Source organism: Bordetella tumbae, from assembly GCF_054780995.1.
This window is the reverse complement of record NZ_BAAGVG010000020.1, coordinates 1-21,524: the sequence shown is the minus strand read 5'-3', so window position 1 is coordinate 21,524 and position 21,524 is coordinate 1. Positions and strand designations below refer to the sequence as shown.

The following is a 21,524-nucleotide window of genomic DNA, read 5'->3' as shown; positions in this document are numbered from 1 at the left end:
TTTAAGCAGACATAACCCTCGACTGGCGTTGCTGGGTTTGGTGCCACGCCCAGGAGGCCATCATGACGAAAGCCCTTCAAAACACATTGGCATATGCGCCAAGCCAAGCCCACCATCGTGCCACGCCGGCACCGCCCGCACGCCCGGTCAACCTTGTGCCCGCACGCTTACCGCCAGGCTGGCGATTGTCAGGCCCTGTGCTGCTCCTCGTGCTCTGGGAGATCGCCTCGCGCACTGGCCTCCTGTCGCCTGAAACACTCACTGCGCCATCAACCGCTCTGGTGACAGGGTACGACATGCTGGCCGACGGCACCCTGCTGCCGCATTTTCTTGCCTCTGCTGCACGCGCGTACACCGGGCTGGCGCTGGGCGTACTGATAGGAGTTGTCTTGGCCCTGTTGTCGGGGCTCACACGCACAGGCGAGGCCCTGATCGATGGTGTCGTTCAGATCAAACGCGCCATCCCGACGCTGGCATTGATTCCATTGGCCATTATCTGGCTGGGCATCGGAGAGGCAATGAAGGTCTTTCTGATTTTCACCGCCGTGCTCGTTCCTATCTACATCAATACGCACGCCGCTCTGCGTGGCATAGACATCGGTCATGTCGAACTGGCCACCACCCTAGGCCTGACACGCCGCGAGTTCATCCGTAAAGTCGCATTGCCGGCAGCTTTACCCGGTTTCTTTGTGGCCCTGCGTCTGGCTGTGGCTTTATGCTGGACCGCGCTCGTGGTACTCGAACTCATCAATACCCAGACCGGTATCGGTTATTTGATGAATCGTGCACGCGACTGGGGTCAGACCGACATTATCGTGGTCGGCATCATCATCTACGCCGCACTGGGCCTGGCCTCTGACGCAGCGGTGCGCTTTGTTGAGTCGCGCGTGCTGTCTTATCGCAGGACTCTTGGCTCATGAATTCGCCTATCGACTCCAACGGCTCGATCATTCTGCGCGAAGTCTCACGCGCTTTCTCTGGCAAGACCATTCTGGATCGGATTTCACTGGACATAGAGCCCGGGCAGTTTGTCGCTCTGCTGGGGGAATCCGGATCGGGCAAGACAACGTTATTGCGAGCACTTGCCGGTCTCGACCTGGATGCTAGCCGGACGGGACACATCAGCGCCCCCACCAATACCTCGGTCCTGTTCCAGGATGCCCGGCTGCTGCCCTGGCTAAGCGTGGGTGAGAATCTGCGCCTCGGGCTGCGCCGTCCCGACTGTGAGTCGGCAGTGCCCGAGATGCTCGAAGCCGTCGGTCTAGGCGACAAGGCCGACGTCTGGCCCAGCACGCTTTCTGGCGGGCAAAAGCAACGCGCTGCGCTGGCGCGTTCGCTGTTGCGTGAGCCCACGCTGCTGCTCGCCGACGAGCCCTTTGGTGCGCTCGATGCACTGACCCGCCTGCGTATGCAAGCCCTGCTCTTCCAACTGGTCGAACAGCATCGCCCCACTGTCATACTCGTCACGCACGACGTGGACGAAGCCCTGCTGCTGGCCGATCGTATTCTGGTGCTCAAGGATGGGCGCATCCACGAAGACCATCGAGTGACGCTGCCGCACCCGCGCCAAACGCATCAATCCGGTTTCGCCACGCTGCGCTTGGCCTTGCTGCGCAATCTGGGCGTCGAAACCGAAGTCGTTTAACAAACACCCTGCCGGACTCGCCCTGCGAGCCAGGCAGCCGCATATTTTTTCCGGCGTGACTGCCGCAGTTTTGCTGAGCAACAGATGACTCGCCCTCTGAATCGCCAATTGCACCTGAATCTATTTTTGATGTCGCGCGGCCACCATGAAAGCGCATGGCGTCACCCCGATGCCTCGCCTCTAGCGCTGACCGACCTGGAGCTCTATGCCAAATCGGCGCGCCTGGCCGAAGCCGCAACGTTCGATGCGGTCTTTCTTGCTGACTCTCTGGTGGCAGCGACCGGGGCACGCAGCGCGCCGTCCAATGGCCTGGAACCCTTGACGCTGCTGTCGGCGCTCGCCGCGTTAACGTCGCGCATCGGCCTGATCGGCACCGCCTCCACCACCTACAGCCATCCCTACACGCTGGCCCGCCAATTCGCGTCGTTGGACCATATCTCAAAAGGCCGTGCGGGATGGAACATCGTGACATCGTGGGCGCCTCAGGCCGCGGCCAACTACGGCTTGGCGCAGAACGTCGAGCATGGCGAAAGATATCGCATCGCCGAAGAGTTCCTCGAGGCTGTCGATTCGCTCTGGCGCAGCTATCCGGCCGATGCTGTCGTCGATAACCGGGCAGAGGGCTACTACCATGATGCCTCGCTCATCCAACCTGCCAACTACAACGGCGACGCCATCAAGACCCATGGTCCGTTGAACATCCCTGGCAGCCCCCAAGGCCGGCCGGTTTACATCCAGGCCGGACAATCCGACACGGGCCGTGCTTTCGCCGCACGCTGGGCCGAGGCCATTTTCACCGCACACACCAGCAAGGAGTCGGCCCAGGCCTTCTACACAGATATCAAGGCACAGGCCATCGCCCATGGACGCCGTGCGCAAGACATCGTCATTCTGCCCGGCATCAGTGCCGCGATCGGTTCCACCCGCCACGAAGCGAAGCAGGTCTGGGAAGAACTCAATGATCTCACCAGCCCCGAAGTCGGCCTGACCCGTTTGTCCAACCGCTTTGGCGGCCACGATTTTTCGGCGGTACCGCTGGATCGCCGGCTGACCCGTGATGATTTTCCAGACCCGAATCTCGTCGAAGCCTCCAAGAGCCGTGTGGTCGGCTACGTTGATATGGTCCTGCGCGAAGGCCTCACACTGCGTCAGTTGTTGCGACGCCTGGCCGGCGCTCGCGGACATTTCACCGCCACCGGAACTCCGGAAGAAATCGCCGATACGATTACCGACTGGTTCCAGACCGGCGCGGCAGACGGCTTTAACGTCATGCCACCGATCTTGCATAGCCAGTTCGAACTGTTTACGTCAGAGGTGGTGCCGTTGCTGCGCAAGCGTGGGCTGTTTCGCAGCGAGTATGAAGGACATACGCTGCGCTCACATTTTGGATTGACGTCGTCGGCAACCCATACGTAGGGTTCAGCAAAAAGACTGCTTGCATTAGCAAAGTCACATTAAACTTCACTTTAATTTGACATCAGCAATGCAAGTGACGACCCAATGGGGCACACGCCAAGACTCTTTCCAACCAGCTGCAAAACTGGCACCTGAGCTTACGTTATAGCCCCAGCCTGTCCTTCAGTCGCGCAATGAGATCCATCCTCTCATGCAAGATGGCTAGGATTAGCGCCTGGCGATTCTGTCGAGGCAGGCAAAAGAGCACATGCTTCCCTGCCCGCCTTACGCGCAAGCCGGGAAGCAGTTCGTCCAACACTGTGAAGACTCCTTGGCCGTCGGATACTTCACAAGCTGCGTTTTCTAGCTCGGCAACATAAGCAACACTCTGCGTTTCACCCCAAGTCCCTACGGTATAGCGAACAATGTCCCGTAAATCTGCAGCGGCCCCACGGGAAAGAACGTAGGGACGAGTCATCGCACCTTACTGCGGCGCAGTTCCATCATGGCGATGTCGGAAATGCTGCCCTCTTCCAATTCGCCGCGCTCTGCCTGGGCCAGGCGTTCGTTAAGCAGGGTCTTCAGTTCATACAGGGCCTGTTCCTCCCCAACTGCCTGAGGGAACAGGCGCTCGAGGGCGTACTGTTTGATGGTCTTACCTTCCAGAGCAGCCATCGCCTTGAGAGCTTGGTGCTGCTTGTCGGTTACGTCTATGGTCAAGCGGCTCATGGGCATACCTCTGCCTATCAGTCTAAAATGACCACATTACCACAAATGTGGGCCTTAAGGCAGAGGCGCGAGGAACAGCCCTTCGAGGGCCATTAAAATAACTCAAAATGTAACTTCGGATACGACATATGCGTTTCAAAAGCCACTATGACACGTTAAAAGTTGCAAGAGACGCTCCCTTTTCCGTTATACGCGCTGCTTACAAGACGCTGGCACAACAGCACCACCCAGACCGAAAGCTAAACAATGCCGAAGCAGCAGAGCTTATGAGCTTGTTAAATCAAGCTTACGAGATACTCTCTAACCCCGAAAAACGAAAGCAATACGACGAGACCCTCAGCCGAGAGGAGGTTGGTACCGTCCCTCCACGAACAAGTTCGCCTCCCCCTAAACAGCAACCAAACTCGTCATCCACATCCGCGTCGAAGCCGCCTCACGCAGCGGGGAAAAAAACATCTATGGGTGAATCCGCTTCCACGCTATCTTCGTTTGCTTCCCTCATAAAGCCCGCGGCAGTTATCTGTGTATTGGTATTTTTCATTTTGCTATTCAAGCTGAGCTTTTCATTGCAGCACACCACTACTCAAGAGCCGCGCAACGCCTATCCACACGCCCCTCCCAATGTCGCCCCAACGCCGACGCTAGCGTCCTCCACACTTACGGCCTCAGCGTCGCCCCCACCTATTCCTTTCTCTACTCCAACAGAGCCAGAGTCGTCATGGCTGCCTGATATCGGCCTTACCGCAACTGTTGACACTGAGCAGCTCAATGTAAGAAATGGTCCTGGCACTAAGTTTGACGTAATAGGGAAATTAGCACAGGGAGTCCCGGTGGTAATCAGGGGCAATGTCCAAGGTAGTTGGGTCGCAATTCTTTATGGCGAAGGGACGGGCTATGTAAACAAAAAGCTGCTTAGATTTCAGGGCCGTCTCTCAACAGTCCCGCCAGTAGACTGCCAAATCGAGCGCCCTCCTTCAGGAAAGATTCTCTTGAAGAACAGTAGCGGCCCACATCAATTGGAAGTCCAAGCGCCGTTCGACAATGACGTATATGTAAAACTCAAGAACGTCAGTGGCCAGACAATCCTAGCGGGGTTTGTAGGTCAGGGGCAATCATTCACATTCGGAGGCATTCCAGATGGCTCTTATCAGGCTTGGTTTGCCATGGGCACGAATTTCAGCACGGCCTGTCGTCGATTCATGACCGACATGGTTGCTACGTTCGACCCGAACTTTCAGGAATACCGCAGCTCGGTTCAGGGGAACTACATTTATCATCAGGTCATGAGATATTCGTTGCAGCTCCAAAGGGATGGGAACTTCTCGACTCAGACCGGCTCGGTTAATGATTTTATGTCCGACTAAAGAAACGGCCGTCCCCAGCTCACCGTGAGAATAGACGAAAAAAAAGCACTGGCGCCTATGCGCAGTGCTTTTTTAACTACAAAGAATTCTGGTGGGCTGTGAGTGGCTCGAACACTCGACCTACGGATTAAGAGTCCGCTGCTCTACCAACTGAGCTAACAGCCCTGATCTGCGGAACACGAAAACGCGCGCCAGCAGTCAAGAGGCAAAATTATACATGCTTCCCGATAACTCTCCAAACCGGCCCATAACGCACGCAAACTGACGTGTAACTTACAAAAACATGGTCGCTTCTGCGGCGTATATCCGGGATTACGCTGAATGCCCCCTGACCGCTATTGACAAGGCAGTAGGCCGTGTTCGATGATTCATTCCCACTTGTACGACGACGTACAAGAAACCAGCCTCACGCCCTGCGACCATTACCCTTGTCCGCAGCGATACCAGGACTGCGCGACCGGAGACAACCTCATGAGCAGTACCCCTGCCCAATCCCGTTTGTTCAACCGCTTGCTATTGACCGGCGCAGCCGGCGGTGTGGGCCGTGCTATCCGCCCTCTGCTGGCAGCTCAAGCCAAACACGTGCGCTTGTCCGACCTGCCTGCGGCGCTGACTGCTCAGGCAACGAACCTGGCTCCGCACGAAGAGGCCATCCCTTGCGATATCTCGGATCGCGCAGCGTTTGACGCGCTGGCAGCCGATTGCGACGCCATCGTGCATCTGGGAGGCGTATCCGTCGAGCGTCCGTTCGAGGAAATCCTCGAGGCCAACATCAAGGGCGTATTCAATCTGTATGAGGCGGCGCGCCATCATGGCATCAAGCGTATCGTGTTCGCCAGTTCGAATCACGTCACCGGCTTTTATCGCCAAGACGAGACCATTGACGCGCATGCCCTGCGCCGCCCGGATGGCTATTACGGCGTCTCCAAATCGTTTGGCGAAGACATGGCGCAGCTATATTTCGATCGCTACGGCATCGAAACGGCCAGCATACGCATCGGCTCGCTGTTTCCCGAACCAGCAGACCGGCGCATGATGGCGACATGGATCAGCCTGAACGATTTCGACGCACTGCTGCACCGCTGTCTATATACACCGGACATCGGCCACACCGTCGTCTATGGCATGTCGAACAATCGCACGGTGTGGTGGGACAACCGCTATGCCGCCAAGCTCGACTACACCCCGCGCGATACGTCGGAGATCTATCGGGACAAGATCGAGGAACAACCTGCACCGCCGGCAGATGACCCGTCGGTGATTTTCCAAGGCGGCAAGTTCACCGTCGCGGGGCCGTTCGAGCCGCAATAAATCTGCTTGGCAGTGCGTTCGGCACGTAGGTGCTGAGCGCCAGCTATTTGGATTTCGCTTTGCCCTGGGGCGAGGAGGCCTTGGCCGGCTGGCGCAGTTGCTGCATCATTTCACTGCATGGTTTTTCTTCCTCGCCGGAGCTGGGTGCCACCAGGGCCAGCAAGCTTGCCACAGGAGTCAACAGCACGCCCAACGCGACCGCGCCTGCGCCGCGCGCGGCCAGAGGAAGCACCTGCACCCCCGCATCGGGATTGGCAAAAGTACCTTTCACATACAGCGGTGAACGCAGCGAGAACAAGCGAATGCCTTTGCTTTCAGGCGAAATGTCCAGATCGAGCGTCTCATCCTTGAAATTGACATTGCCCTCGATCTGCACAATGGCATTTTCCGTATCAAAGACAAACACTCGCGGCGTCATGACGCCCTGTTTCATGTTCAGATCAGCCGCACCGCAATTGATCTTGACCTCTTCGTCACCGAACAATTTGCTGATCACGTAGTTGCCGACGTTCAGGCCGGCAATCTCCATGAGCCCTTTGCTGATGACACCGTCATTGACCAATAAGCGGGCATCGCCACTTGAGGTACCCAGCAAAGCCGCGACGGAATTGCCCGCGCCTTTCAACGCCACATCTCCGTTCAACTGGCCCAAGGCCTGCTGCATGGATTCGACGTTGGGAAATAGCTGCTTCAATCGCAAGCCTCGCACTGCGACCTTTGCGTCGCCGGTCATGGGTGTTTTGCCGCCATCGAGCTTCAAGTCGGAGTTGATCGTGCCACCGGCAAAGCCAAAGCGTAATGGGTCCAGTGTGAGCAAGCCGTTATCCAGCACAAGATGGACGTCGAGTTTACTGATCGGCCTTTTTTCGTCATAGACGATGCGCCCGGCAGTCAACGCCACATCCGCGTCCATGTCGCGCCATCGTTCGGTCCGGAATTGTTGCGTGGGCAGGACTTTGCCTCCGGATGGTTTCGCCTTGTCATCCCCTTTGGCGGCGGCCTTTTTCCCGGCGTTGGGCTCAACGCCGATCAGCGGCCCCAGGTCTTGCATCCGCAGCTGATTCGAGCTCAATTCACCTGTGAGCTTGGGACGCGGAACCCCGAGTTTGAACGTCAAGTCTCCGTGCAAGTCGCTCGCCCCGACCTTACCGTTGAAATCGCGATACCGGAACGTGGCGCCGTCAGCCTGTTTGAGTCGCGCGCTCAAGCGGCCATCGGTGGCGTAACGTGGCGTGTCCGGCAGGGTCACGCCGATCAGTGGGTACAGGTCCGACATCGTGGCGCCGGACAAGGCCAGACGCAAATCCAGCGCCCCAAGGTTCGCAGGGTCGGTCAACGTACCGGCTACCGCCACGTGCGTATCGCCGATGGTGACGTCAGCCTGCAAAGGGAAAGGCCGATTGGGATCTTTGACAGCCAGCATGCCGCCGATCTTGCCGTCGCCTTTCAGGGGCAGTTGCTTGTAGCGGCCTTTTACTTTCCAGCCAAAGACGTAATCGTCGGGAACGGCGACAGCGGTGTGGTTTGTCGCTTGCGTGGCGTTGGCACCGTCCTCGCCGCTGGCTGGCGGCTTGGTGGCCAATTCGGCTTTCGCCGCAGCCAACTGCGCACTGGAGGGTTTCGCCTGAGAACTCTGGGCGGCGGGCTGCTGGGCGGCAGGGGATGTGGCGGAGGAGGCCGGCTCCGCCGGTTTCACTGCTGCCGCTTTTTCGCCTGCCTTTGTTTTCTCGGATTTGGCCGAGGATTTGGTGTCTTTGCCTGCGTCTTCTTTTTTCCCGTCGGCGCTGGATTTACCCGCTATATCTTCGTAGGGGATGGGTTTGCCCAGCGGATCGATCTGGGCCTGGATGTCCGCGTTCAAGGTCTCATCACGGAACGCGATCTGTCCTTGGTCAAAGCCGATTTCGTCTATATCGATTTTCCACTTCGAAGGCTGCCCGTCGCCTTCCGGAAATGTAAATAACCAATTGGTGCGCCCATCCCTCAAGCGCTCCAGATTCGCCCGGGCTCCCGTCAACTGGATTTCACGAATAACGACCTGCTGAGTCAGCAACGGCAACGGCGACAGCGTGAATTCGGCGCGTTTGAGCGACGCCATGTCCCGATACTGCCCCCACGGCGGGTTGCCCAGGGTGACATCGTTCAGCACCACATGAGGCCACGGTACCCAGCCCTGCCAGCCGGGCATATCGCCGGGACGCCGCCATTGCACCGTCACATCCCCGTTGATGGCGAACGGACGTCCGATTGCCTCGGAGACCTTGGTATTAATGGTGGGCTTCAGGTAGTTCCAATTAAAAAGTGCAATGGCAACTACCAGGGCCGCCACCACGAGAATGATGACGCTACCCAGCCCGATAAGTACTTTCTTCGTACGCGTCATGGCTGTATTCCTTTGCCTGACCCGCCTCAAGCAGCCTGGCTTTCCTATCCAGGGTATAGGCAGATCCGGGAATCATTGCCAGAGAATGTATACGGATTTTTCTAAATCTACCTGAACGGCGCAACCGGTCATGCAAAAAAGTAAAGACCGCCCTCTCTGCAATGACGATGGGGACGACAGCTGTACAGCAAGTTTCAGGCCGCAGCGGGATGGGCAGGGGTACACGGCCCCTGCGGATCGTTCTCGGCGTCGGGACGAGGCGCAATAGGAGGTAAGCCGAGCGCGGCTCGCAGGCGCTGGCAGTCCGGATTGACGGAGCCATCGGGCTGCCAGACCTCGAACTCGCGGCACGGCGTCGGCCGCAAGGAATAAATGTCGCAATGAATCCCGGGCTGGCCCAGTTCTCCGCGTAATGCGACGCAGCGCCCACCGCCTTTTTCCGTACCGGCCATGCAGACCCGCAGCGGGCTGATGGGGCGCACCAGCGCCAAAGGCACGGTCCCGCCGTTTTCGCCGGCGACCTCTCCGCAATAGAACGACACCCGAAAGTGCGCACAGCAGGCGCCGCAACTCAGGCAGGGATTGGCATCATCGCCACCCAGGGTGGCGGGAGCAATAAGCTCGATGGGGTTCGGCTGCAGCCGGGTCATGATGGGAGGCGCCAGAAAAGGCCAAGGGACGGCCGGCAGTGTAGCCAGCGGCTTGGCCGATTTCAAGAGGCCGCCTTCCCCATCGGTACAGACGACTCAATTGTCGACGGTAATTCCCTCTTCCCGGATCAAGTCACCCCATTTTTTGGTGTCATCACGCACCAGATCGGCGAACGCTTGAGGGGTGGTCGGCGACAGCTCGACTCCTGTGGTCTCGGCATAGGCTTTCAATTCCGAGGTCTGCAGAACGTTGGCCAGTACGGCGTTCAGCGCAGCGACTGTGTCGGCTGGCGTGCCCTTTGGCGCGAACACGCCATACCAATTATTGGCATAAACATCAGGAATGTTCAGCTCGTCAAATGTCGGCACATCGGGCAGCACAGTGGAACGCTTGGGCGCAGCAATTGCCAACGCTTTCGCTTTACCAGACTGAATGTGCGGCATCAGGCCGGACACATCGCCAATGAAACCATCCACTTGTCCACCAATGGTATCGGTGATGGCAGGGGCAGCGCCCTTGTATGGCACATGCAGGATCTTGCCCTTGGTAGAAAGTTTGAGTTGGACGACCGCCATGTGCGGCATGCTGCCCACACCGGATGAAGCCATCGACAAGCCATCGCTCTTGATCTTGGTCACGAACGCCTGTGCGTCGGCATAGGGGCTCTTTGCGCCGACCACCAATACCTCCGGTACAGAAACCAGCAGCGACACGGGCGCGAAGTCCTTGATAGGGTCGTAAATCAGCTTCGGATACAGAGCGGGATTGATGGAGATCGCACCAACGGAGCTCAAGAACAAGGTCTGGCCATCAGGGCGAGCACGCGCCACGTACGAGGCGGCGATCGCGCCGTTTCCGCCGGGCTTGTTCTCGACCAGAACGGGATGCTTCAGCTCTTTCTCCAGCTGCGCGGCGACAATGCGAGCCAGAGAATCTGCGGGGCCGCCTGCAGGAAAGGCAACCACCAGACTCGTGGTGTTCTGCGCTTGCGCACTCACGGCCGCAGCACCCAATACGGCAGCCGCTACATACTTGAATAAACGGGATGTGGACAAATGCGTCGCGGTCAAGCGTTTGACCACACGTCCGTAGAGTAGATGAAACATGATCGTCTCCTGTCTGATTATGGTGTACAGCTCGCTGACAGGCATGCAGCGAACTGCAAACAACGTTGAAGCTACAGAGCGGTAGCGCCCTGGGTGTTAACAAATAAGGAATAGATCGACGTGCACGACGCCATGAACAAGCGGTTGCGGTGCTTGCCGCCGAAACACAGATTGGCGCAACGCTCAGGCAACGCGATACGCCCCAGCAATTCACCCTGTGGCGAAAACACGCGTACGCCATCCAACTCGGCAGTACCCATCCCCCAGCCACACCACAGGTTGCCCTCGATATCCATGCGGAAACCGTCAGGCGTCCCGTCGCCAGCATCAAACAGCACTCGCGGCGGGCTCAGGCTGACGCCATCATTCGCGACATCGAACACCACAATGTTGCGCGGCCGCGCGCGCGACTCGATCACATACAAATGCCGTTCGTCGGGTGAAAACGCCAGCCCGTTAGGCCCCTGTACGGTGTCGCACATCAAGCGGACCTCTTGACCATCTGGACTGATGCGATAGATCGCCGCCGGCAGTTCCTGTTCGGCTTTCTCGCCCTGGTAATAGCCGACGATGCCAAAGGGAGGATCAGTAAACCAGATCGAACCATCTGACTTCACCACCACATCATTGGGCGAATTCAAACGCTTGCCTTGATAGTGGTCGGCCAATACCGTGATCCGGCCATCATGTTCCGTACGCGTCACGCGGCGGCCCAGATGTTCGCAAGTAATCAGGCGGCCCTGACGGTCGCGCGTGTTGCCATTCGCATGGCCCGACGTATGGCGCCAGACGTGTGTTTGCTGACTGATCTCGTCCCATCGCATGATGCGGTCGTTCGGCACATCGCTCCAAAGCAGATAGCGTCCATCACCGAACCATACCGGCCCCTCCGCCCAACGGCTGCCTGTAGCCACGCGCTCGACGGCTGCCAATGGCAGCACCAGTTTCTCGAAACGAGGATCCAGTGCAATCACCGCCGCATCCGGATAACGCGTGGGCGCCGCCCTTTCAATCGCATCGTGCACTCATGCCTCCGTCGACGATGATTTCGGTCGCGGTGACGAAGCGTGCCTCGTCCGAAGCCAAGAACAACGCTGCATTGGCGGTATCCATGCCGTCACCCATGAACGGCAGCGGAATACGCGACTGCCGCTGCGCCAGCAATGCATCCACGTCGCCTCCAGCACGCTGACCGGCCAGACGCACCTCAACCATAGGGGTATGCATCTGCCCAGGAATGACGGTATTGCAACGAATATTCTGCTTGGCGTTCTCTATCGCCACCACGCGGGAGAGTTGAATCACACCGGCTTTCGCGCTGGCGTATCCCACTTGTGCCGAGCCCGTCCAGCGGATGCCGGAGGTCGATGCAATATTCACGATGGCGCCACCGCCTTGAGCCTGCATCCGAGGTAATACATGGCGGCAACCGAGGTATACGCTTTTCAGGTTGAAATCGATCTGGCTGTCCCAGGTGTCTTCGTCCAAGGTCACCGGGCCACCTTTGCGCGATCCACCTACGTTGTTGACCAGGATATCGACGCGCCCCCACGTATCCATGCAGGCTTGCACCATATCGCGTACGGCGTCGGAATCCGTCACGTCCGCACACCAGGTCGTGATCTGCCCTCCGACCTCGCGCACGCGGGCAACGGTTTCCTGCATCGCACCTTCGTCACGATCGACGGCAAAAACCTGCGCGCCCTCTTGCGCAAATCGATAGGCAATGGCGCGGCCATTGCCCCAACCTGGACCCACGCTGCCCGCGCCCGTAACGATGGCTACCTTGCCTTGCAAACGGCCTGTCATGATCTGTCTCGCATAATGTTGTTTTCGTCAAAAAAGAATGTGGCGTCGAACAACTACCCTCAACGCCCGAAGCTGATCGTGCTGCCATCCGGCGGTTCGATCTCGAACACATTGATCGTCATCGAAATCAATGTGTAGTAGCCGGTGATGCCGACCAGGTCCACAACACTATCAGTCCCCAACACGTCGACCGCCTCCTGATACAAGGCATCTGGAACGCGACGGGTCTGCAGCAACGCGCAGACAAAGCGATACACCACCGACTCGTCTGCCTGGATAAACACCGGTTCGTCGCCCAAGCGGATCTGCTCGGCGATACCCGCATCCAGGCCGGCCTTCAGCGCAATCGGATGATGCGCCCACCATTCGAATGAAGCCTGCCACCATGCGGCCATGGTCAAGATGGCCAACTCGGATAATCTCGGTGGCAGACTGGAGTCATAGCGGCAATATTGCCCCAACGCCTGTGCGTGCTCTGCCAGGCCTGCGCGATGCAGCCAAATAGCCAGAGGTCCGCGGACTTTGCCACGCGGCCCGGAGGCGATAGCGTCGTAGATGCGGCGTTGATGCTCGGAAAGGTTTTCGAGTTCAGGAGGATTCAGTCGTGGCATATTCGGGCCTCTACCTAGTCTTGCACCAGGCGAAACATGGTGCGTTTGGTATTGATGAAATTCGGACGGACACGATCGCTCCAGGATGTCGCACGCACGGCCAACCAGGCGGGCGACCCAAAGGCTTCGCGTTGTGCCAGGTCATAGCAGGCGTAATAGCGCGGCGAGCTGTTTTCAGCGAGATACCGGCGCGCCCTCACCGTGCCTGGTACGGCGGCTAACCCTGGCAGATGCTCAGTCTCATACCAGCTATCAAAGTCGGTTTCCGCACCTGGTTTGATATCGGTCTCGACCATATAGAACCAAGGGGCTGCCTGGCCGATGGAATGACCCGCTACATCAGTAGTCAATGCGAGGTTCACCATCTGTGCATCGGGATGTGATTGCCGCACAGCCGCCGGCAAATTACTGATGCCGGCGTTGAGGCCAGCCTCAGTGCCCGCGACCTCTGCAGGCCAGGACAACCACACATAAGTCTCGACGTGATCCACCGCGTGATAGATACGAAAATTCGCTTGCTTCACACCAGGCAGCGCCAGCACGGCAGCCGTGTTTAAGGCCTCTTTGGGAAATTTGATCAACATTGATTTCATCGTCCGAATCGATACAAGGTGTGGGGGTTATCAACCAATATCTGGTGCTGCACGGCGCGATCGGGGCAAAGACGCAGAAACGTGTTGAGCAACTCGCCGTCATCCGGCATATCGCCGGCCACATTGGGATGCGGCCAGTCCGTGCCCCATAGCAGGCGCTCCGGCATCGCCTCCAACAAGGCGGTCACCAAGGGCTCGGCATCGGCAAAAGGCCGTTTCCCATGACTGGAGACACGATCCAGCCCAGAAATCTTGATCCAGGCATTCGGGTGGTCGCGTAATGCCAGCAGCGCCTGAAATGCGTCGTTCGCTACGCCTTGCGAGGCGGCGACCCGCCCCATGTGGTCGATCACGAAGGGCACTGGCAGACGTTTCAGGCGCGGCAGCAGGTCCATGAGCGATGCTTGGTCGGAATGAATGCAGACATGCCACCCGAGCGGCGCGATCCGCGGCGCCACCTGAGCCAACTCATCCCAGCCCCCGTTGGCCAGATGAGCAACGAAGTTGTAGCGCACGCCCCGCACCCCGCGGGAATCCATATCTGCGAGCTCCCGCTCGCCCACCGTTGGGGGCACCAGCGCGATAGCACGATACTGCCCTGCCCCTTTGTCCAGCGCGTCCAGGGTGGCCGACATGTCGTAGCCATGGCAACCCGGCTGGATGATCACGCCACGGCTGAATCCCAGTTGCTGATGCATATGGCGCATCTGTTCAAACGACGCATCGGGAGGCGTATAGGGGCGGTCCGCCGCATAAGGAAAAACGTCGGCCGGTCCAAAGATATGGAAATGGCTATCGCAAGCCTGCGCCGGTAAAGCTTGGCTGGCAGGCGTAATCTGGGCAAGAGGAGGCGCGCAATCGGGCATGGGAATCGTGTAGCTGTCGTGAATTCGCATGATGCGCAGTCCACGCCCTGCCGGCAATGAGACTTAGCGGACTTCTGATATAGCAAAAACGTATACCATTGTGTCTATGGATCTCAAGCAAATCCGCTATTTCATCGTGGCCTGCGAAATGCGCAGCCTGTCCCGCGCCGCCGAGGTGCTGGGATTGTCACAGCCCTCGCTCAGCCGGCAGATCCAGTTACTGGAGGCGGAGCTGCGCCATCATTTATTGATCCGTACCGGCCGCGGCGTTGCACCCACGCCCGCCGGCTTGCGCTTTCTGGCGCATGCGCAGGCGCTGGATGACCTGGCGCAACATGCGAAACAAGATATGCGCGCCTTTGGCTCGACCTCGCAGGACAAGGTCCGTCTGGCCATGCCGCATCGCGTGGCTCGTCGATTGGCACCGCACATCATGCAGGCCTTTCGCCGCAAACACCCCACGGCCGCACTGACCCTGGCAGAGGGTTTGAGCCTCGAAATGAACGAATGGCTGGTAAAAGACCGAGTCGACCTGGCGCTGCTGTACGACCCGCCCCCATCGACGCTGGTGCGCTACGAGTCGGTGTACCGCGAGGATCTCGTCTTGGCCTACACCAAATCGTGCCGGCCTGCCCCGCCGCCCAGCGTTCGCGCAAAGGATCTGGGTCGCTACCCCCTGGTACTGCCCAGCGCCCCGAACACCATCCGGGCATTGGTCGAGAAAACTTGCCGCGAGCTCAATGTATCCCTGGACGTCATTGCAGAAGTCGACGTGGTACACACCATTCTGGAAACCATGACTCAGGATAGTCTGTACACCATCCTGCCACGATCAGCGTTGCACGATATCCAGGGGCGAGACGATCTGGTCTGCTCGACCATCATCGATCCTGTCATCATGAATAATCTGACCCTGGCCACGCCCGATCGTCAGATCCTGCCGCCGCTGGTCGAGTCCACCGCTGACATTATTCGTGGTCTCGATATGCGGCAACTGTTTGCGTGAAAGGTACGCGTCTATCAAGCCAACACCGATACCGCTTTGATCTGCGCCCAGGCGTGCGTGCCCTGTACCAGGCCTAGTTGATCTCGCGAATATCGGGTGATCCGCGCCAATAACGGTGTACCGTCAGCATCCAGGCGCACCAGGATGTGGTCGGGATGGCCGGCGGGCGCCATGTCCTGCACCCGGACAGAAATCACATTCACAATACTGCTCTGCTCTGGGTGCACGAGTGTAATGCTCACGTCACGTGCCTTGACAGCCAAACGAGTTGCGGTGCCCGGCGGCAATTGCTCGTGCACCACGCGTAAGCATGATGCGCTATCTGGTAACTGCACAGACATCAATTGATAAGCAGGGTCAAATCCCGCGACCGCTCCGGAAACCACCACCGAAGCATCATCAGCCATGGCCAATGGTAAATCCAGACGCGTCAGCATCTGTGCGATCGTGCCGCTCGCGATAGCCCGCCCGGCGCTCAACAACACCAGGTGGTCGGCCAGGCGCGCCACCTCCTCGGGCGAATGACTGACATAGATCACGGGAATATCGAGCTCGTCATGCAGCCGTTCGAGATACGGCAGAATCTCCTGCTTGCGCGCGATATCCAAGGACGCCAAGGGCTCATCCATCAACAACAGACGAGGACTGGTCAGCAGCGCGCGAGCAATACCGACTCGCTGGCGTTCTCCGCCAGACAATCCGCCAGGCATACGTTCCAATAGATGCGAGATCCCCAGCAGCTCTGCTGCCTGCAGCAGATCCACGCGACGCTCTGCCGCAGGAATACGGTTCAGGCCAAACGCGAGATTACGCTGGACCGTCATATGGTCAAACAGACTGGCTTCTTGAAAAACATAGCCCAGCGACCGGCGATGTGTCGGAACGGCAATACCGGCCTCTGTATCCAGCCAGACCTCGCCATTGATGCGCAGATAACCTCGCGACACCGGGGCTAATCCCGCCATGCATCGCAAGCACGTCGTTTTGCCCGAGCCGGAGTGCCCATATAGTGCCGACACACCGCGGCCCGGCAGATCCAGATCGACGTCCAGCGAAAACTCTCGGTAATCCACTCGAAAGCGGGCTTCGATACCTGTGCTCATTATTGTGTCGGTGGAACGCTGATGTGACATGTGTGATCGACCCGTCACCACAGCGACGCAGTGCGCCGGCGCGTATACAGCAACAGCAACACCACAAATGCAAACGCGACCATACCGCCTGCCAGCCAATGCGCCTGCGCATATTCCAACGCTTCGACATGGTCATAAATCTGCACGGAGACAACGCGCGTTTTGCCCTCGATGTTGCCGCCCATCATCAGCACGACGCCAAACTCGCCTACCGTATGGGCGAACCCCAGAATCGCAGCTGTGATAAATCCGGGCCGCGCCATAGGCAACACGACGGAAAAAAAACAATCCCAGGGACTGGCACGCAACGTGGCCGCTACCTCCAGCGGACGGCGCCCGATGGCTTCAAATGCATTTTGCAGAGGCTGCACCACAAAGGGCAACGAATAAATGACCGAAGCCACCACCAACCCAGCAAAGGTGAACGGCAATGTCCCCAAGCCCAATGCCTGCGTGACCTGACCGATCCAGCCGTGAGGCCCCATCAGCACCAATAAATAAAAACCCAGCACCGTTGGCGGCAATACCAGCGGCAAGGCCACCACGGCGCCGATCGGGCCTTTGAGGCGCGACCGGGTATGCGCGAGCCACCATGCGATGGGCGTGCCAACGATCAACAACAACACCGTCACCAGGGACGCCAGTTCCAGTGTCAACCAGATCGCGGCCAAATCGGCAGAGTCTAAGGGCATAAGAGACAGGGACGACGAGATCCGCCTATTGTCCGCCTAATTGATACCCGTAGGACTTAATAATCTCGGCAGCCTTGGGGCCTTTCAGGTATGCCGCGAACGCGGCGGCCACCGGGTTGTCTTTGCCTTTGGCCAGCACGACGGCATCTTGTTTGATGGTGTCATGCAAATCACCCGGGACAATCCAGGCCGACCCAGAGGTCAGTTTGCCGTCCTTGTAGATCTGCGACAGTGCGACAAAGCCCAGTTCGGCATTGCCGGAAGCGACAAATTGCTGGGCTTGTCCGATGCTCTGCCCTTCGACGATTTTGGGTTTCAAGGTTTCCGTGAGGCCGAGCCGCTGCATGACTTGTGTCGCGGCCAAGCCGTACGGTGCGGCTTTTGGATTGGCAATGGCCAAATGCTGAAATGCATTTTTCTTCAGTACATCGCCTTGATCATCGACATAACCCGGCTTGGCCGACCACAGCGCCAATGTTCCCACCGCATAGGTAAACCGTGAGCCGGGCACCGTATCGCCTTCGGATTCTAGTCTGGCCGGACGGTCATCATCGGCTGCCAGGAACACCTCGAAGGGCGCACCGTTTTTGATCTGTGAATAAAACTGCCCGGTCGCTCCGAAGGAGGCTAGAACCCTGTTGCCCGTGTCCTGCTCGAATTGCTTGGCGATGGCCTGCAGCGGCGCAGTGAAATTGGCGGCGACGGCGACTTGCACCTCTGCGGCCAATGCGGATGTGGAGACAGACAATAAACCAGCAGTCAAAACGACAGCAAGACGTACGGCAGCCATGGCAGAGTCACCCTATTAAAAGAAAAGGAACAGTCGATTCGCTATATACACAACTATATAACGAAATTGACCTGACTCAATGGGAGATGCCTTAAGGCTGTAGGCGGTCGTCCAAAACGACTATTTCACGCTGACGCAGGGCGCGCGGTAATGAAAGAACCGCGACGCCTCGAGCGTCTGCGATAACGCAGTCTGCGTTTATGGCCCTGTAGGCAGCCAACGCGCGTTGGAGTAGGCCATATCCAGGGCGATCAGGACCTGCGCAATGGAACTGCCAGAACACGCCATGCTGGCGACCAATTTGCCGCCGGAAAGCATGACACCTGGCAAATCGCCTTGATACGCCCGCGAGATGAGTGTTGCCGTCGTCACTAACCCTGCAGTCACGGCCTGGTAATTTCCGGCGCCTATCCCGGTGCCTGTCCCCGTCTGCACGGCGCGATCCATGAGCGCTGTTGCGTTCAAACCGTTAGCCAGTGTTGACAACGTGTCAGTGCTGAAAAGGCCGCTTGTCATACATTTGGAGAAAGAGACCGCGGTGCTGTACGCACTGAACAAGCCCAAGGCAGAGTCCTGCGCCACGCTGCCTGCGTTGCGCAAACTCTCGCGGCTGGCCTGCGCCACCGGCTCAATACTCAATGCGCTGGCGGCAAGCTTGACCACATCACACCCAAGGTCTTTAGAATCCTTGGGAAATAATCCTAGGCCAATGTCAAACAAGGGGGGCAGCGCCGCCCCCGCGCCAACCGGGATTTGCATAATCAATCCTTCCTTTAGGCCAAGTCAGTCAGATCCGTTGCCGATGACGCGAGAGACGGATCGGGTATAGAGGCAAGCGCCAGTATCGACTGCAGCTCGCCGTCGCGAATAGCGGCAGCCAATGCGTCGACGTGCTCGGCAAATGCAATGAGCACACCGGCAAACGCGGACTCGGTCCAATTCGCCTCGTTCGGCATCCACGTCAGTTTCAGCAAAATTTCGTGAGTCGCAGGCGCGACCCCCACGTTCGCCATGCCTGACAGACTCGGAGCCATATTGACCGCCAACAAGGCACGCAGGGTACTGGCGGGCATCGTATCGTCGGCCATGCCCAGGATCCCGGTAAAGAGCAGGCCCACTGGGGTCGGCGCCGGCGCAATACTAAAGACGTTCCCACCTTTGGTCGTCAACGCCAGCATGCCGTTTTGATCGACGACGATTGGAATTCCTAGAGCTTGTTCAAGAGAACTACCCCAATCACGCAGCCGTTCGAGCGAGTCCATTGTCATCATGTGTGTCCGGAGAAAGCAGAGAACACTGCGTGAGTAACTTGGGATTGCATAAGGTTCCGGTCATGCATCATGGTCGTCCAATACAACAGCCCACTGGCCACCTTCGGTTCGGCCACACACGTCATGAAGGACGAATCGCCTCAGCAGTCTTATTCCGGCACCAGTTTCATTGGCATGTACCCATCTCCGGCAACGCTTAGCTGCTGTGAATCGACGGGAAAGTAGGCCCAATAGAGCGTATAAGCCACATCCGCCGCAATCACGACACCTAACACGACAGGGTGCCCGGTCAAAGCGATGGTGGCTGCCAATTTTGCACCGGCAAGCAACGCCCCCGGTACATCGCCTTGCTGCGTTAGCGTGACGAGCTTTATCGACGTCAGCGCCCAACCGGTCACCACGCCGTAGTGCCCGATCCCTGCACCAACGCCGACCGCCATCGTGACCAGGCGATCGACGGCACTCGCCGCGCTCACGCCGCTCAGCAACCCGATCAAGGCGTCCTTGCTGGCAAAGCCGTTCTCCAGACAATTACTGAACGCGGTGACGGTAGCTACCAAACCGAGCGTCGCAAAGACCGAGTCCGGCACCACTCGGCCAATCGCAAGCAAGGTGTCTCGACTGAGGTGTGCGACAGGCTCAACGGTCAACACGGCCACGATGCGTTGAATCCAATCGATCCCGGTGTCCGTCCAACTGTCTGCCGAGGAAGCACCAGTCGCAAGCGGTGCCAATACCGCCGGCAGTGATGTACCTGTGGTTTGCATGCCCCTCTAACCTAATTTACGAGGCCTCGCCAACAGAAGCCCGCATGACCCCCGCAGTCACTGAGCCAGCTTGAAGCGCCATGCAGGCAATCCTGGATGAAATGACGATGCCTATTAAGTAACCGTGGATTGCATAAGGTTCCCACGATGATTCATCGTTGGTTTGCGTGATGGAACTCGATTCAGGGGAAAGGCCACTCACGGGTTTCCTTAACCTGCAAAGAGCGAAAACATAATGCAAACGGAATTGTCTGGCCGCCTGGGTTTGTGCTTTTTTCTATTGCTACTCGTTGCCCTGGTTCCCAAGAGCGTATTGGCCTCATCATGGTTTGTCGCTCCCCAGATAGGCACACAAGGGCTGAGTGCACAGGTTGGGTATCGATCTGATCATGACTTCAGCGTACGTGCCGCCTGGAATCAGTTTGGTTTTGACAAGTCGTTCACGGTCGATGGTGTCAAATACGATTCCGATATTCGCTTGAAATCGCTGGGTTTGTTATTTGATTACTATCCGCTGGACAACGGGTTTCACATGACCGCCGGCCTGTACAGAAACGACAACCGCATTTCCGCGAGCGGTGTTATCGACCGTATGTTCTCTCATCGCATCGGCAATCATGTGATCCAGGTAGACGGCAAGCAGCTAGGAAAAAGTTCGGCCAAGGTTGAGTATGCGCCAGTCGCCCCCTATCTGGGGATCGGGTATCACAACGTCGTGAAAGAAGGATTCAGCTTTGCGGCAGATATCGGCGTGCTCTATCAAGGCAATGCCAGAGTCAGCGTTGAACCGCCCGAGGGGGTGCGTAACCTCAACATCCAGCAGGTCAAAGACCGTACGCAGCAACAAAAGCACGAGATCGAAAAGATGGCGAACAAGGTGCGATGGTATCCCGTCGTCAGCCTCGGAGTGGCTTATACCTTCTAAGAAAAAAGCGGGCATTGCGCCCAATGACAGTTAGTTAAGCGCTGGCTGGCATTTTTTTTATCGCTGTTGGTGTGGTGTGGGCGTTTGCTGCTCGTGATTGTTTCTCTGAAGACGTCCCTGTCGCGTGCCTGGGCGTGGCGCCGGGCCTATCGCACGGACTCGGCCCATGACCAGGGGCCTCGGTCCGCTGCGCGGACTAAATCCGCGCTCAACGGCCCGGCGCCACGCCCAGACACGCGACAGGGACTCATGATGAGGGAATACAACGAGGGCTGATTGCCATCGGCGTTTTTTGAAGCTGTCTTTGCTAATGCGATGGGCAGGGTTCATGTCACGCGGCCAAACTGGACGCAAATCAACGGAGTCTGCTCAACAACGAGAAGCGTACAAACATCCGTCAATGGCAGACATTGCGAGCAGGAGGTCGGCGTGTAAAAGCCCCGCCGGGCCGTTGAGCCGCGATTTAGCCCGCGAAGC

23 protein-coding genes and 1 tRNA gene are annotated in these 21,524 nt (G+C 58.1%); 7 read left to right on the top strand and 17 right to left on the bottom strand.

The genetic code is table 11. The features are described from left to right. Positions 1-62: 62 nt before the first annotated feature. The 3 genes from ACYVI2_RS20725 (at position 63) to ACYVI2_RS20715 (ending at position 3,061) form a co-directional block, all read left to right on the top strand. Positions 63-920 (top strand): ABC transporter permease, encoded by an 858-nt coding sequence (locus tag ACYVI2_RS20725; protein ID WP_415820452.1) that lies wholly within the window; start codon positions 63-65, stop codon positions 918-920. Continuing rightward, positions 917-1,645 (top strand): ABC transporter ATP-binding protein, encoded by a 729-nt coding sequence (locus tag ACYVI2_RS20720; protein ID WP_415820453.1) that lies wholly within the window; start codon positions 917-919, stop codon positions 1,643-1,645. The genes ACYVI2_RS20725 and ACYVI2_RS20720 overlap by 4 nt, the downstream gene beginning before the upstream one ends. Positions 1,646-1,741: 96 nt before the next feature. Then, positions 1,742-3,061: an NtaA/DmoA family FMN-dependent monooxygenase gene (locus ACYVI2_RS20715; protein WP_415820476.1), complete on the top strand. Its 1,320-nt coding sequence runs from the start codon at positions 1,742-1,744 to the stop codon at positions 3,059-3,061. A 142-nt stretch (positions 3,062-3,203) separates the two neighbouring features. On the opposite strand, the gene ACYVI2_RS20710 is transcribed toward ACYVI2_RS20715, so the two are convergent. Together ACYVI2_RS20710 and ACYVI2_RS20705 are read right to left on the bottom strand one after the other, a co-directional pair. Next, a complete protein-coding gene (locus ACYVI2_RS20710; protein WP_415820454.1) occupies positions 3,204-3,518 on the bottom strand; it encodes a type II toxin-antitoxin system RelE/ParE family toxin in 315 nt (104 codons plus the stop codon). Next, positions 3,515-3,769, bottom strand: a complete 255-nt coding sequence (locus ACYVI2_RS20705; RefSeq protein WP_415820455.1) for an antitoxin — start codon at positions 3,767-3,769, stop codon at positions 3,515-3,517. Before ACYVI2_RS20705 ends, ACYVI2_RS20710 begins: the two co-directional genes overlap by 4 nt. Before the next feature lie 128 nt (positions 3,770-3,897). On the opposite strand from ACYVI2_RS20705, the gene ACYVI2_RS20700 reads away from it, so the two are divergent. After that, complete coding sequence (locus ACYVI2_RS20700; RefSeq protein WP_415820456.1) at positions 3,898-5,133, top strand: DnaJ domain-containing protein; 1,236 nt, start codon at positions 3,898-3,900, stop codon at positions 5,131-5,133. An 89-nt stretch (positions 5,134-5,222) separates the two neighbouring features. On the opposite strand, the gene ACYVI2_RS20695 is transcribed toward ACYVI2_RS20700, so the two are convergent. After that, positions 5,223-5,298 (bottom strand) — tRNA-Lys (locus ACYVI2_RS20695). 306 nt (positions 5,299-5,604) lie between these two features. Here ACYVI2_RS20695 and ACYVI2_RS20690 point away from each other — a divergent pair. Next, on the top strand, positions 5,605-6,444 hold the full coding sequence (locus ACYVI2_RS20690; RefSeq protein ID WP_415820457.1) for an NAD-dependent epimerase/dehydratase family protein: 840 nt from the start codon (positions 5,605-5,607) through the stop codon (positions 6,442-6,444). Between the two features lie 43 nt (positions 6,445-6,487). On the opposite strand, the gene ACYVI2_RS20685 is transcribed toward ACYVI2_RS20690, so the two are convergent. The 8 genes from ACYVI2_RS20685 to ACYVI2_RS20650 all read right to left on the bottom strand — a co-directional run bounded on the left by ACYVI2_RS20685 (position 6,488) and on the right by ACYVI2_RS20650 (position 14,493). After that, complete coding sequence (locus tag ACYVI2_RS20685) at positions 6,488-8,827, bottom strand: AsmA family protein (protein WP_415820458.1); 2,340 nt, start codon at positions 8,825-8,827, stop codon at positions 6,488-6,490. Between the two features lie 194 nt (positions 8,828-9,021). Then, the gene (locus tag ACYVI2_RS20680) at positions 9,022-9,477 is read right to left on the bottom strand and encodes a YkgJ family cysteine cluster protein (protein WP_415820477.1); all 456 of its coding nucleotides are present in this window, start codon (positions 9,475-9,477) and stop codon (positions 9,022-9,024) included. 96 nt (positions 9,478-9,573) lie between these two features. After that, positions 9,574-10,584 carry a Bug family tripartite tricarboxylate transporter substrate binding protein gene (locus tag ACYVI2_RS20675; RefSeq protein WP_415820459.1) on the bottom strand — a complete coding sequence of 337 codons (1,011 nt, stop codon included), beginning with the start codon at positions 10,582-10,584 and terminating at the stop codon, positions 9,574-9,576. 71 nt (positions 10,585-10,655) lie between these two features. Next, positions 10,656-11,609, bottom strand: coding sequence for an SMP-30/gluconolactonase/LRE family protein (locus ACYVI2_RS20670; RefSeq protein WP_415820460.1), 954 nt, complete (start codon positions 11,607-11,609; stop codon positions 10,656-10,658). After that, entirely contained in the window at positions 11,593-12,393 is an 801-nt protein-coding gene (locus ACYVI2_RS20665) for an SDR family NAD(P)-dependent oxidoreductase (RefSeq protein WP_415820461.1), read from the bottom strand. The genes ACYVI2_RS20670 and ACYVI2_RS20665 overlap by 17 nt, the downstream gene beginning before the upstream one ends. Positions 12,394-12,452: 59 nt before the next feature. Beyond that, positions 12,453-13,004 carry a carboxymuconolactone decarboxylase family protein gene (locus ACYVI2_RS20660; protein ID WP_415820462.1) on the bottom strand — a complete coding sequence of 184 codons (552 nt, stop codon included), beginning with the start codon at positions 13,002-13,004 and terminating at the stop codon, positions 12,453-12,455. A gap of 14 nt (positions 13,005-13,018) precedes the next feature. Beyond that, positions 13,019-13,588, bottom strand: coding sequence for a hypothetical protein (locus tag ACYVI2_RS20655; RefSeq protein ID WP_415820463.1), 570 nt, complete (start codon positions 13,586-13,588; stop codon positions 13,019-13,021). A 5-nt stretch (positions 13,589-13,593) separates the two neighbouring features. Beyond that, positions 13,594-14,493 carry an amidohydrolase family protein gene (locus ACYVI2_RS20650; RefSeq protein WP_415820464.1) on the bottom strand — a complete coding sequence of 300 codons (900 nt, stop codon included), beginning with the start codon at positions 14,491-14,493 and terminating at the stop codon, positions 13,594-13,596. Between the two features lie 76 nt (positions 14,494-14,569). On the opposite strand from ACYVI2_RS20650, the gene ACYVI2_RS20645 reads away from it, so the two are divergent. After that, on the top strand, positions 14,570-15,469 hold the full coding sequence (locus ACYVI2_RS20645; RefSeq protein WP_415820465.1) for a LysR family transcriptional regulator: 900 nt from the start codon (positions 14,570-14,572) through the stop codon (positions 15,467-15,469). Positions 15,470-15,483: 14 nt separating this feature from the next. On the opposite strand, the gene modC is transcribed toward ACYVI2_RS20645, so the two are convergent. The 6 genes from modC to ACYVI2_RS20615 all read right to left on the bottom strand — a co-directional run bounded on the left by modC (position 15,484) and on the right by ACYVI2_RS20615 (position 20,122). Next, on the bottom strand, positions 15,484-16,572 hold the full coding sequence (gene modC, locus ACYVI2_RS20640) for a molybdenum ABC transporter ATP-binding protein (RefSeq protein ID WP_415820466.1): 1,089 nt from the start codon (positions 16,570-16,572) through the stop codon (positions 15,484-15,486). Between the two features lie 44 nt (positions 16,573-16,616). Then, positions 16,617-17,294, bottom strand: coding sequence for a molybdate ABC transporter permease subunit (gene modB, locus ACYVI2_RS20635; protein ID WP_415820467.1), 678 nt, complete (start codon positions 17,292-17,294; stop codon positions 16,617-16,619). A 25-nt stretch (positions 17,295-17,319) separates the two neighbouring features. Further along, positions 17,320-18,084 carry a molybdate ABC transporter substrate-binding protein gene (gene modA, locus ACYVI2_RS20630; protein ID WP_415820468.1) on the bottom strand — a complete coding sequence of 255 codons (765 nt, stop codon included), beginning with the start codon at positions 18,082-18,084 and terminating at the stop codon, positions 17,320-17,322. A 198-nt stretch (positions 18,085-18,282) separates the two neighbouring features. Then, complete coding sequence (locus tag ACYVI2_RS20625; protein ID WP_415820469.1) at positions 18,283-18,843, bottom strand: hypothetical protein; 561 nt, start codon at positions 18,841-18,843, stop codon at positions 18,283-18,285. A gap of 14 nt (positions 18,844-18,857) precedes the next feature. Next, the gene (locus ACYVI2_RS20620) at positions 18,858-19,355 is read right to left on the bottom strand and encodes a CesT family type III secretion system chaperone (RefSeq protein ID WP_415820470.1); all 498 of its coding nucleotides are present in this window, start codon (positions 19,353-19,355) and stop codon (positions 18,858-18,860) included. 149 nt (positions 19,356-19,504) lie between these two features. Continuing rightward, positions 19,505-20,122 (bottom strand): hypothetical protein, encoded by a 618-nt coding sequence (locus ACYVI2_RS20615; protein WP_415820471.1) that lies wholly within the window; start codon positions 20,120-20,122, stop codon positions 19,505-19,507. A gap of 235 nt (positions 20,123-20,357) precedes the next feature. Between ACYVI2_RS20615 and ACYVI2_RS20610 the strand changes: the two genes are divergently transcribed. Further along, positions 20,358-21,047: a hypothetical protein gene (locus ACYVI2_RS20610; protein WP_415820472.1), complete on the top strand. Its 690-nt coding sequence runs from the start codon at positions 20,358-20,360 to the stop codon at positions 21,045-21,047. Positions 21,048-21,524: the final 477 nt, after the last annotated feature.